General features: G+C 68.4%; 9 protein-coding genes and 1 pseudogene. 7 read left to right on the forward strand and 3 right to left on the reverse strand.

Annotated elements, in window-relative coordinates; all coding sequences use genetic code 11:
* Positions 1-62 precede the first annotated feature (62 nt).
* Complete coding sequence (locus tag ACFVM3_RS32165; RefSeq protein ID WP_378443686.1) at positions 63-1,196, reverse strand: metallophosphoesterase; 1,134 nt, start codon at positions 1,194-1,196, stop codon at positions 63-65.
* Positions 1,197-1,334: 138 nt separating this feature from the next.
* Between ACFVM3_RS32165 and ACFVM3_RS32170 the strand changes: the two are divergent.
* Positions 1,335-2,191 (forward strand): annotated as a pseudogene (locus tag ACFVM3_RS32170) (hypothetical protein).
* Positions 2,192-2,242: 51 nt separating this feature from the next.
* On the opposite strand, the gene ACFVM3_RS32175 reads toward ACFVM3_RS32170, so the two are convergent.
* Positions 2,243-4,504: an ATP-binding cassette domain-containing protein gene (locus tag ACFVM3_RS32175; protein ID WP_378443687.1), complete on the reverse strand. Its 2,262-nt coding sequence runs from the start codon at positions 4,502-4,504 to the stop codon at positions 2,243-2,245.
* A gap of 78 nt (positions 4,505-4,582) precedes the next feature.
* Here ACFVM3_RS32175 and ACFVM3_RS32180 point away from each other — a divergent pair, with 78 nt between their 5' ends.
* From ACFVM3_RS32180 to ACFVM3_RS32200, 5 genes are all read left to right on the forward strand, one after another.
* On the forward strand, positions 4,583-5,365 hold the full coding sequence (locus ACFVM3_RS32180; protein WP_378443688.1) for a TetR/AcrR family transcriptional regulator: 783 nt from the start codon (positions 4,583-4,585) through the stop codon (positions 5,363-5,365).
* Positions 5,366-5,375: 10 nt separating this feature from the next.
* On the forward strand, positions 5,376-5,807 hold the full coding sequence (locus tag ACFVM3_RS32185) for a nitroreductase family deazaflavin-dependent oxidoreductase (RefSeq protein ID WP_378443689.1): 432 nt from the start codon (positions 5,376-5,378) through the stop codon (positions 5,805-5,807).
* 201 nt (positions 5,808-6,008) lie between these two features.
* Positions 6,009-6,488, forward strand: a complete 480-nt coding sequence (locus ACFVM3_RS32190) for a pyridoxamine 5'-phosphate oxidase family protein (RefSeq protein ID WP_378443695.1) — start codon at positions 6,009-6,011, stop codon at positions 6,486-6,488.
* A 30-nt stretch (positions 6,489-6,518) separates the two neighbouring features.
* The gene (locus tag ACFVM3_RS32195; RefSeq protein WP_378443690.1) at positions 6,519-8,066 is read left to right on the forward strand and encodes a GAF domain-containing protein; all 1,548 of its coding nucleotides are present in this window, start codon (positions 6,519-6,521) and stop codon (positions 8,064-8,066) included.
* A complete protein-coding gene (locus ACFVM3_RS32200; protein ID WP_378443691.1) occupies positions 8,063-8,710 on the forward strand; it encodes a response regulator in 648 nt (215 codons plus the stop codon). Before ACFVM3_RS32195 ends, ACFVM3_RS32200 begins: the two co-directional genes overlap by 4 nt.
* Here the strand turns inward: ACFVM3_RS32200 and ACFVM3_RS32205 are convergent.
* Positions 8,707-9,342 (reverse strand): sigma-70 family RNA polymerase sigma factor, encoded by a 636-nt coding sequence (locus ACFVM3_RS32205; RefSeq protein ID WP_378443692.1) that lies wholly within the window; start codon positions 9,340-9,342, stop codon positions 8,707-8,709. The two genes, ACFVM3_RS32200 and ACFVM3_RS32205, sit on opposite strands and share 4 nt — an antisense overlap.
* Positions 9,343-9,569: 227 nt before the next feature.
* On the opposite strand from ACFVM3_RS32205, the gene ACFVM3_RS32210 reads away from it, so the two are divergent.
* Positions 9,570-11,339, forward strand: a complete 1,770-nt coding sequence (locus ACFVM3_RS32210; protein WP_378443693.1) for a chitinase — start codon at positions 9,570-9,572, stop codon at positions 11,337-11,339.
* Positions 11,340-11,714: the final 375 nt, after the last annotated feature.

Here is an 11,714-nt window from a genome sequence, read left to right on the forward strand (position 1 = left end):
TCAAGACAAAAAAATTTGTCGGTGATGCGTGAGGCGGCGCCGGAGGTGTCGCGACCGGGTGGTTACTTGCCGCTTCGCAAGGTCAGAAGGGTGATTTCGCTCGGCGCGAAGACGCGCAGCGGCGGTCCCCAGAAGCCGGTGCCGCGGCTCGTGTAGAGCTGCGTGCGCTCGCCGTGGCGCGAAAGCCCGGCCAGTACGGGCTGATCGAGCCGGACCAGGAGATGGAACGGCCAGATCTGCCCGCCGTGGGTGTGCCCGGAGATCTGGAGATCGATCCCGGCCTCGGCGGCCTGCTTGACCTGCTTCGGCTGGTGGGCGAGCAGGACGACCGGCGTGCTCGCGGGGACGCCGTCGAGCGCGGCGGGCAGGTCGGGGCCGTGGCCGGGCAGGCCGGACGCGGCGCCGGTCGGGTCGTCGATCCCGGCGAAGACGAGCGTGTCCCCGCCTTGGTGGACCTTCGTGTGCCGGTTGTGCAGAGTTTCCCAGCCGAGGTCGCGCATGTGGTCGAGCCAGGCCTGCGCCTCGCCGAAGTACTCGTGGTTGCCGGTGATGTAGAACTTGCCGAGCTTCGCCCGCACCTTCCCGAGCGGCGCGACCTGCTGGGCGCGTTTGGCGACGGAACCGTCGGCGAGGTCACCCGCGTGGGCCACGACGTCGGCGTCGAGCTCGTTCACCACCTCGACGACCTTCTCCGACCATTTCGTCCGGTTCAGCGGGCCGAAATGGGTGTCGGTGATGATCGCGAAGCGGAGCCCGTCGAGCCCCGCGCCGAGGCGGGGGAGCACGACGTCGAGTTCCTTGAGCCTTGGCACGCGCCGGGCCTCGAACATCCCGTACGCCGCCAGCGCCGCGAAAGCGACCAGGACGACGCCGGACACGATTCCCGCCGCACTGTCCACTCCGGACACCGCGAGGATGAGCCGCAGCACGTTTCCGAGTACGGACAAGGAGAACAGCAGCCAGATCAGCCCGAGGGAGAGGTCGCCGATCTTCGCCGCGAGGTCGCGCTGCCACGGACCGTGGCCGAGGACCATGCACGCGGGGACGGCGACCGCGGCGGCGGCGAACACGATCGTGCCGAGGACTTCGAGCGCGGCCGGGAGCGCGGGGGAGCCGACGATCGTCCACCACGGCACTCCGAACAGGAGGGCGAGAACGGCGATCAGCGCGGCGACGCGGACAAGGATGCGGGGCATGATGTCGGCCAGAGTAACAGCCCATTGGTCTCTACCGCCGTCTTCGCTGAGGGGCGTCTCAGGTACGTCGCCGGGCGTACGCGAGGTGTCGCTTCACGGCCGACGCTTTCCGTCCTACCGCGGAAGACACTCTTCGGCATGAAGTCACGGACGATCGAACGCGTCGCCTACGCGACCGGGGCGCTCCTGTTCCTCAGCGGTCTCGTGCACGCGGTCGTGCTGGTCGCGTCCGGCGGTTCGTGGACCGGGCCGTTGTCGATGCGGAAAGCGGTCACGTTCGGCCTGTCGTTCGGGCTGACCCTGGTCACCGTCGCCTGGGCGACTTCGTACGTCGCGGTGCGGCCGCGGGTGCGGAACGTGCTGCTCGGCGTGTTCACCGCGGCGAGCGTCGTCGAGACGGTGCTCGTGAGCATGCAGGCCTGGCGCGGGGTGCCGTCGCATTTCAACTTCGAGACCGGCTTCGACAACGCGGTGTCGACCACGCTCGCGGCGGGCGGCGGCGTGATCATCCTGACGGCGATCTCGTTCACGGCCGCGGCGCTGCGCGGCGAAGGGGAGACCACGCCGAGCATGCGGCTCGCGGTGCGATCCGGGCTCGTCGCGCTGCTGGTGGCGCTCGGCGCGGGTGCGGCGATGATCGCGAGCGGCGTCGTCGAGCGCGCGGCGGGAACCCGCAGGCCGCGTACACGACCGCCGGCGCGCTGAAGCCGCTCCACGCGGTGGCGATGCACGCGATCCTCATCCTGCCGGGACTCGCGTGGCTGCTGCGGTTCGCGGACTGGACGGAACGGCGGCGCGTGCGGCTGGTGTGGGCCGCGATCGGTGCCTACGCCGTGCTGACCGCTGTCGTGGGGCTGGAGTCGGTGACGGGGGTTTCGCCGCTGGCGGCTTCGCCTGTGGAGATGGTGACTTCGGGGCTGGCTTTGGTGGTGCTGGGGCTTATCGGTGCGGTGGGCGTTCGTGAAGCGGTTCGGCGTCGGTCCCGAGTGCTATGAAAGGTCCTTTCCTTGCAAATTTTGCAAGGAAAGGACCTTTCATAGCGCGCGCTAGCGGCCCACGTAAGCGCGAAGGTGCCGCGCGGTGAGCGTGTCACCGGAGGCGACCAGATCGGCCGGAGTCCCCGTGAACACCACCTGACCCCCGTCCGAACCGGCGCCCGGCCCGAGATCCACGATCCAGTCCGCGTGCGCCATCACCGCCTGGTGGTGCTCGATCACCACCACCGTGTTCCCGTCGTCGACGAGCCGGTCCAGCAGCCCCAGCAGCTGGTCGACGTCGGCGAGGTGCAGACCGGTGGTCGGCTCGTCGAGGACGTACGTCGCCGACTTCTCCGCCATCCGGATGGCGAGTTTGATCCGCTGGCGTTCCCCGCCGGACAGCGTCGTGAGCGGCTGCCCCAGCCCGAGGTAGCCGAGGCCGACGTCGGAAAGCCGGTCCAGGATCGTCCGTGCCTGCCCCGAGGGGAAGAACTCGCGCGCCTCGGCGACCGGCATCGCGAGGACCTCGCTGATGTTCTTGCCCCGCAGCCGGTACGTCAGCACCTCCGCGGTGAACCGCTTGCCCTCGCATTCCTCGCAGACCGTCGCCACGCCGGCCATCATCGCCAGGTCGGTGTAGATCAGCCCGATGCCCTTGCACTTCGGGCACGCGCCTTCGGAGTTCGCGCTGAACAGGGCTGCCTTGACGCCGTTGGCCTTGGCGAACGCGGTGCGGATCGGGTCGAGCAGGCCGGTGTAGGTCGCCGGGTTGCTCCGCCGCGAGCCGCGGATGGCCGACTGGTCGAGCACCACCACGTCGTCCCTTGTGGACAGTGAGCCGTGGATGAGCGAGCTCTTGCCCGAACCGGCGACACCGGTGACCACCGTCAGCACCCCGAGCGGGATGTCCACGTCGACACCGCGCAGGTTGTGCCGGGTCGCGTTCCGGATCTCGATCTGCCCGCGCGCCACCCGGACGTCGGTGCGCAGCCGCGCCCGGTGATCGAGGTGCCGCCCGGTCAGCGTGCCGGAAGCGCGCAGCCCGGCGACGTCGCCGGTGTAACAGATCTGCCCGCCGTTCGGTCCGGCGCCGGGGCCGAGGTCGACGACGTGGTCGGCGATCTCGATCGTCTCCGGTTTGTGCTCGACGACGAGCACCGTGTTCCCCTTGTCCTTCAAGAGAAGCAGGAGACCGTTCATGCGCTGGATGTCGTGCGGGTGCAGCCCGACGGTCGGTTCGTCGAAGACATACGTGACGTCGGTGAGGCTGGAACCCAGGTGCCGCACCATTTTCACGCGCTGCGCCTCGCCGCCGGACAGCGTCCCGGATTCACGGTCGAGGCTCAGGTAGCCGAGGCCGATCTCCACGAGCGAGTCGAGGGTGCCGCGCAGGGTCTGCATCAGCGGCCCGACCGACGGATCGTCGATCTTGCGGAGGAAGTCGGCAAGATCGTCGATCTGCATCGACGAGCAGTCGGCGATGTTCAGTCCTTCGATCTTCGAGGACAGCGCCGCCTGGTTGAGCCGCGCGCCTTCGCACGCCGGGCACTGCCGGAAGGTGATCGCCCGGTCCACGAAGGCCCGGATGTGCGGCTGCGTCGCTTCCTTGTCCTTCGACAGGAACAGTCGCCGCACCTTCACCAGCAGGCCCTCGTAGGTGGTGTTCATCCCGCCGAGCTTCATCTTGGTGGCGGGCTTGTGCATGAAGTCTTCCCACTGCTGCGGGGTGTAGTCCTTCAGTTTGACCCCGGGATCGACGAAACCGGACTCCGCCAGTCCCTTCCAGTACCAGCTGCCGGGCGTGAAGTTCGGGACGGTGATCGCCCCTTCGTCGAGCGAAAGTTCCTTGTCGACGAGCTGGTCGATATCGATGCTGGTGACCTTCCCCAGCCCCTCGCATTCGGGGCACATTCCCTCGGGAAGGTTGAAGCTGAACGCTCCCGACGTCCCCACATGCGGCGTTCCCAGCCTGCTGAAGACGATCCGCAGCATCGTGTGCGCGTCGGTCGCGGTGCCTACCGTGGACCGCGAGTTGGCGCCCATCCGCTCCTGGTCGACGACGATCGCGGCGCTCAGGTTCCGCAGCGCGTCCACGTCCGGCCGTCCGAACGGGGCCATGAAGGATTGGATGAACGCGGTGTAGGTCTCGTTGATCAGCCGCTGCGACTCCGCGGCGATGGTGCCGAACACCAAGGACGACTTGCCCGAGCCCGAGACACCGGTGAAGACGGTGAGACGGCGTTTGGGGATGTCGACCGAGACGTCGGCGAGGTTGTTCTCTCTGGCTCCGCGCACCTGGATCATGTCGTGGCTGTCGGCGGCCGAAGGCATGGCTCTCCCCTGGTTGGAACTCTTTAGCCTGTAAAGTGAGGGTAGCAGAGGTTAGTTTATGCTGTAAGGAGTTGGCAAGTGGTCGTCTACGCGGCGCAGGGAGACCCCCGGCGGTCGATGGCACTGCTGTGGCGGACCGAGTCGCCGGACGCCGAGCGACCCGGCCCCAAACCGGGACTTTCGGTGGATCTGATCGTCGAAACCGCCATCGCCATCGCGGACGCCGAAGGGATGGCGGGTCTCTCGATGCGGGCCGTCGGTGACCGGCTCGGCCGCACGGCCATGGCGCTCTACACCTATGTCCCGAGCAAGAGCGAACTCGTCGATCTCATGTACGACACGGCGCTCGCCGAGCTTCCGGCCGCTTACGACGGGGACGGCTGGCGGGCCGACGCCGCGCGCTGGGCCGAGGATCTGTGGGACTTCTACCTGCGGCACCCCTGGGTTCTTCAGGTCTCGCAGGCGCGGCCGGTGCTCGGGCCGAACGAGTACGTCGTCCTGGAGGCGCTGGTGAAGATCCTGCGCCGGACCGGATTGCGGCCGACGGCGTTGCGGCGGCTGGTCAGCGCGCTGTACTCGTGCGTGCGCGAGCCCGCCAGGACGGCCTCGGAGGCGCGGCTGGCCGAAAAGGTGACGGGGCAGTCCGACGACGAGTGGTGGTACGCGCGCTCCGCGCATCTGAAAGAGGTCTCGCCGGACTTCGCCGAGCGTTTCCCGACGCTGACCTGGATGGAGAGTGAGCACGCGTTCCGGATGGAGGACGAGACGGTGTCCTATCTGGAGCAGGAGGCGAGGGAGGCCTTCGAGTTCTCGCTGGCGGTCATCCTGGACGGAATCGAAGTCGCGACGAAAGCGGAGTAGCCTTCTCCGCATGCCCTCCGATTTCGCCCTGAAGACCATGAACGCCGTCCACCGCGTCATCCAGAAGGTCAGCGGCGGCCGCGCCGGCTGGCAGGTCGCCGGGATGACCGTCCTGGAACTGACCACCATCGGCCGCAAATCCGGCCAGCCGCGCACCGTCCTGCTGACTTCGCCGCTGCGCGAGGGCGACGCGTACGTCATCGTCGCCTCCCGCGGTGGCGACGACCAGCACCCGGCGTGGTTCCTCAACCTCCGCGACCATCCCGAAGTCCAGGTCACGCTGAAGGGTGAGAGCCCGAAGCCGATGATCGCGAGCGTGGCCGACGCCGAGCAGCGCGCCCGCCTGTGGCCCAAGATCACCGCGGACTACAAGAACTACGCGCAGTACCAGACCAAGACCGAGCGGGAGATCCCCGTGGTGCTGCTGAGCCCGAAGGCGTAGCGAGGCCCACCCTCGCCGACGTCGCGAAAGCCACTTTCGGGACACCAGACGTCGCGAAAGTGGCTTTCGCGACAGGGGCGACCGGACGATACGGCTCACCCGGCCCACATCCCCCGCGCGGGCCGGGTCCATCGGCCCTACCGGCGAGTCGGTAAGCCGGGGACCGTGGATCTCGACGTGGTACACGACGAGAACGCGGGGATGCCGATGTCCGACTCCTTGGGTCTCGAAACGCTCGGCCGCGAGCAGTGCCTGGCGCTGCTCGCGGGCGCCGGACTCGGCCGGGTGGTGTTCACTTCGCGCGCCATGCCGGCCATCCAGCCCGCGCGGTTCGCGCTCCACCACGGCGCGATCGTGGTCCGGACGCCGTCACAGAGCGCGTTGTTCGCCGGGATACTCGACAGTGTGGTGGCGTTCGCCGTCGACGAGTTCGCCGAGGACCTGGGAACGGGCTGGTTCGTCACCGTCGTCGGCCGCGCCGCCGAGGTGCGTGATCCGATCGTGATCGCCGAGCTCGAGACCCTGCCGCTGGGCTGCTGGACTGGCCGAACGGATTCCCGCTACCTCCGGATCCCCATCGAATCGGTGACCGGTCGAAGGATCCTCGGCGCTTGCGGTAACGAAGCACTGTCCGTGATCGACGCACCAGATGAGCGATCCGGGCGCGTCTGCCATTCCTGACCCCACTGCCCGGGGAGTTACTCCGGGACGGTGACGTCAGTGCGGCGGGTGAGTGCGGTGAGCGACGCCAGGGCGCCCAGGATCCTGGACGCGGTGGCCGGTATCGCCCACGATCTCAGTCTCTCCGACGTTCTGCGGCGCCTGGTCGAATCGGCCTGCGAACTGACCGGTGCGCCGTTCGGCGCGCTGAGCGTGCTCGATTCGGACGAGTTCATCCGCTTCGGCGACGCCTGGGAACGGCCGCCGTCCGGGGACGAGTCCCGGGTGGTGCCGATCCGCATGCGCGGCCGCATCTTCGGGATGCTGTACCTCGCCCGCAAACCGGACGGCGAGGAATTCACCGAAGCCGAAGAGGATCTGCTCGTCGCGCTCACCGCGGCGGCCGGTGTGGTGATCGAGAACGCCGCGCTGTTCGAGCAGGTGCAGCGGCGCGAACGCTGGCTCGAAGCCTCCTATCACGTCACCGGCGCGCTCCTGACCGACCAGGATCTGACCGCGACCCTGCGCCTGATCGCCGAGCGCGCCCGCGTCGTCGCCGGGGGTTCGGCCGGCGCGGTCGCCCGTCCACGCGGCGACGGGATGCTGGTCTTCGAAATCGTCGAGCCGCCGGGGCCGGACGCCGACCGGATCGCCGGGGTCACCGTGCCGACCGAGGGCACCGCGACCGGACTCGCGTACACGAGCGGCAAACCCGTCGTGGTCCGGGAGTACGGCGACAAGGTGATCGAGCATCAGGGCGGCCGGGGCGTCACGATGCCCGCGATGGTCAAGGACCTGGACTCCACGATCGCCGTCCCGTTGATCGCCGGCGAGGAGAAGCTCGGCGTCCTCCTGGTGGCGAAGTTCCGCGACAAGACCCCCTTCTCCGCGTACGACGTCCAGCTCGCCGAGACCTTCGCCGCGCACGCCGCGCTCGCGGTCGAGTTCGCCCGCGCGCAGCAGGACAGGCAGCGCCTCGCCGTCTTCGAAGACCGCGACCGGATCGCCCGCGACCTGCACGACCTGGTGATCCAGCGGCTTTTCGCGATCGGGCTCGGCCTGGAGGGACTCGGCAGGCTCGCGGGCGAACCCGCCGTCGCCGACCGCGTGACCGGTTTCGCGCACGAGATCGATCGCACCATCCGCGAGATCCGCAACAGCATCTTTTCGCTGCAGGAACCGGAGGAGGCGCAAGGCAGCCTCAGGTCGGAGTTGCTGCGTGTCGCGCTGGACGCGGGCTGCGCGTCGGAACCCCGGGTCGGGTTCGACGGGCCGCTCGACTCGGCCGTGCCGGACACGGTCCGCTCGGACCTCATCGCGACCCTGCGCGAAGCACTGTCCAATGTGGTCAGACATGCCGAGGCGACGGCGGTCTCGGTCGACGTCTCCGTCGACCAGGACGGCCGGTGGCTGAAACTTTCGGTGGTGGACGACGGTGTCGGCATGCCCGCCGAACCCGCCCATCGCAGCGGCGTGGCGAACCTGGCCGAACGCGCGGCCCGCTGGAACGGCTCGTTCGCCGTCGGAGCGGTGCCGGAAGGCGGGACGAAACTCGACTGGTCGGTGGAGCTGCCGGCCCGGCAGGAGCGGGTGGGATGACGATTTCGGTGTTCCTGCTGGACGATCACGAACTCGTCCGCACCGGGTTGAAGACCGTCTTCGAAGCCGAGGACGACCTCACAGTGGTCGGCGAAGCGTCTACGGCCGCCGAGGCGTTCGTGCGGATTCCCGCGGTCAAACCGCGGGTCGCGGTGCTCGACGTCCGGTTGCCGGACGGCGACGGGGTCAGTGTCTGCCGGGAGATCCGGTCGTCCGTCGACCCGCCGCCCGCGTGCCTGATGCTCACGTCCTATTCGGACGACGACGCGTTGTTCGGCGCGATCATGGCGGGCGCGGCGGGTTACATGCTCAAGCAGGTCTCCGGTGGCGCGCTCGTCAAGGCCGTCCGCACGGTCGCCGCGGGCGGATCGCTCCTGGACAGCACGCTCACGGCGTCGGTGATGAACCGGCTGCGCGGGGAGAGCGAACTCCCGGACCCGCGGTACGAACAGCTGAGCCCGCAGGAGCGGCGGGTACTCGACCACATCGCCGACGGGCTGACCAACCGTCAGATCGCGGAAAAGCTGTACCTGGCGGAGAAGACGGTCAAGAACTACGTGTCGTCGCTGCTGCACAAGCTCGGTTTCGAGCGGCGCACCGCAGCAGCCGTCTACGCCACGCGACGCCGCAAGCCCACCGTCTAGAAGAAGGCGAACCCGCCGGCGAAATCGGGGTTCTCGCGCAGCACCCGGCGCAGTTCGTTGAGGGCCCGGTGCTGGGTGACGCGGACCGCGCCCGCGCTCGCCATGCCCAGCGCGCCGGCGGTCTCGTCGGCGCTGTACCCGTGGATCATTCGTAGCACCAGTACGTCACGCTGTTTCACCGAGAGCACCTCGAACAGCCGCGACAACCGGCGGCCGCGATCCGCCTTCTCGACCTCTTCGAACGTCGGGTTCCACGGTCCGTCCGGTTCGGGCTCCGGATCGGGCACCGGCGCGGACGGGTCGCGGGCGAGGTTCCGGCGGACGTCGGACACCTTGTGCGACGCGATCCCGAAGACGTACGGCAGGAAGCTGTTGTCCTGGTAGCTGTAGCGGGGCAAGGCCACGAGGACGGCCATCAGGACCTCCTGGGCGCAGTCTTCGGCGCTGGAGATACCGCGGGTCACCACGCCCAGCCTGGCCGCGCAGTACCGGAACACGATCGGCCGGAGGAGTGTCAGCAGGCTCTCGACGGCCCGCCGGTCACCGTCGATCGCCGCGCGGATCAGCTCGCCGTCCGGCTCTCCCTGGCGGGGTTGATATGTCGGGCGCACGGCTTCTGACACGGCGGTCACGCCGATTCTGCCGTTCTCGGTCCCATCCGTCCCCACCTCCCGAAAGCCCCCAGGCCTGTTTGGCTCCTGCGACGTTACGGAGTGCACCCGCGCGTCACACCGGTACAGCAGCCCGGAGTAGTCGGGTCTTTGGACCCTGGTGTCCCCGGGGGTATGGACTTTCGCCAGATTGGTCTAGACAATTAGCCGAGCGCGGCGGCAGGCCGCCCTTCCACGGAGGAATCGCGATGAGGCGTTCCAGATCCTTGTCATTTCTGGCCGTTTTGGTGCTCGTCTTCACCGGCCTGGTCACGGGCGGTGGCACCGCGAGCGCGGCCAACCTGCTCCTCAATCCCGGGTTCGAGGCGGGCTCGACGTCCGGCTGGTCCTGCGCGGCGGGCGCGACCGTGACCACCCCGGTCCGTTCGGGCGGTTACGCCGTTTCGGTCACGCCCGGCTCGACGATCGGTAAATGCGCACAGACGGTGTCCGTCCAGCCGAACACGACCTACGCGGTGTCCGCCTGGGTGAACGGGAACCCGGTGTACCTCGGGGTCACCGGCGGGCCGTCGACCTGGACCGCGGCGACCTCCTACACCCAGCTGTCGCTTTCGTTCACGACCTCGGCCACGCAGACGACGGCGGAGGTGTACGTCCACGGCTGGTACGGGTCGGGCACCTACTACGCGGACGACATCAGCCTCGACGGACCCGGCGGTGGCACCCCCGGCGCCCCGCCCGTACCGGGGAACCCGGCCGTGGGCACGGTGACGAACACATCGATCGCGCTCTCGTGGGGCGCCTCGGCGGGGACGGTGACCGGCTATCGCGTGTACGAGGCCGGCAAGGTGGTCGCGACGGTGACCGGGACTTCGGCAACGATCTCGGGACTGACGGCCTGTTCGTCGCACACCTATTCGGTGGCCGCCTACAACAGCGCGGGCGAGTCGCCCAAGACCGCGGAGGCGGGCGCCACGACCTCCGGCTGCGTCGACTCCGGCCTGCCGAAACACGCGCTGATCGGCTATCTGCACGCGAGTTTCGCCAACGGCTCCGGCTACACGCGGATGGCCGATGTCCCGGCGGCGTGGGACATCGTCAACCTCGCCTTCGGTGAACCGACTTCGGTGACCTCCGGCGACATCCGCTTCACACGGTGCCCGGTCGCGGAATGCCCGACCGTGGAAAGCGACGCGGACTTCATCGCCGCGATCCGCGCGAAGCAGGCGCAGGGCAAGAAGGTCCTGATCTCGATCGGTGGCCAGAACGGCCAGGTGCAGCTGACCACGACCGCGGCGCGGGACGCGTTCGTCAGTTCGGTGTCCGCGATCATCGACCGGTACGGGCTGAACGGGCTCGACATCGACTTCGAGGGCCACTCGCTGTACCTCAACTCCGGTGACAACGACTTCCGCAACCCGACCACGCCGGTGATCGTCAACCTCATCTCGGCACTGAAGACGCTGAAGGCTCGCTACGGCGCGGGATTCGTACTGACGATGGCGCCGGAGACGTTCTTCGTGCAGACCGGATACCAGTACTACGGCGGCCTCGGCGGCGCCGACAACCGGACGGGTTCGTACCTTCCGGTGATCCACGCGATGCGGGACGCGCTGACCGTGCTGCACGTCCAGGACTACAACTCCGGGCCGGTGATGGGGCTGGACAACCAGTACCACTTCATGGGCGGCGCGGATTTCCACATCGCGATGACCGACATGATCAAGGCGGGTTTCACGGTGTCCTCGACCGGCTTCCGGTTCCCGGGGCTGCGTGAGGACCAGATCGCGTTCGGCCTGCCGGCCGCGGTGAGCGCGGGCAACGGGCACACCGCTCCGGCGGCCGTGCATTCGGCGCTGAACTGCCTGGTGAAGAACTCCGGCTGCGGGTCGTATTCCTTGCGTGGCGGTGCTTCGCCGGCGTTGCGCGGGCTGATGACGTGGTCGATCAACTGGGATCGGTACTACGGGTGGGAGTTCCAGAACGCTCATGAGCCGTTCCTGAACGCCCTGCCCTGATCCGCATTCAGAGGACTAAACGCGTGGCTTGCGAGTACGTGAAGGACCCCTTCCTGTACCTGGGCGCAAGGACGGGGTCCTTCACGTATCCAGGGGCTCGCGTGCGCCTGTCACGGGCCCAGAAAGGGATGCGAAAGCCACTTTCGCAACGCTGAAGGTTGCGAAAGCCACTTTCGCAACCCGCTCGCTCGGCTAGGACCCCGCTTGACCCTGTGCGCCCCCGCGGCCGTGCCGCGAAAGCCACTTTCGGGACATCACACGTCCCGAAAGTGGCTTTCGCGACACGCCTTGACCCACGAGGCACGTCAAGAACCTCGTCGGCGGCACGCGCCCCGCAATCAGTCCTCTGGATGCGGTCCTTGCACACGCAAGGAC

Source organism: Amycolatopsis sp. NPDC057786 (assembly GCF_042797905.1).
In the GTDB taxonomy this organism is placed as follows: Bacteria; Actinomycetota; Actinomycetes; order Mycobacteriales; family Pseudonocardiaceae; genus Amycolatopsis.

Bases quoted from the DNA above. Each gene is read 5' to 3' on its own strand.
- ACFVM3_RS32165 (WP_378443686.1), bottom strand. From the start codon at position 1,196: ATGCCCCGCATCCTTGTCCGCGTCGCCGCGCTGATCGCCGTTCTCGCC.
- ACFVM3_RS32175 (WP_378443687.1), bottom strand. From the start codon at position 4,504: ATGCCTTCGGCCGCCGACAGCCACGACATGATCCAGGTGCGCGGAGCC.
- ACFVM3_RS32185 (WP_378443689.1), top strand. From the start codon at position 5,376: ATGCCCTCCGATTTCGCCCTGAAGACCATGAACGCCGTCCACCGCGTC.
- ACFVM3_RS32190 (WP_378443695.1), top strand. From the start codon at position 6,009: ATGCCGATGTCCGACTCCTTGGGTCTCGAAACGCTCGGCCGCGAGCAG.
- ACFVM3_RS32200 (WP_378443691.1), top strand. From the start codon at position 8,063: ATGACGATTTCGGTGTTCCTGCTGGACGATCACGAACTCGTCCGCACC.
- ACFVM3_RS32210 (WP_378443693.1), top strand. From the start codon at position 9,570: ATGAGGCGTTCCAGATCCTTGTCATTTCTGGCCGTTTTGGTGCTCGTC.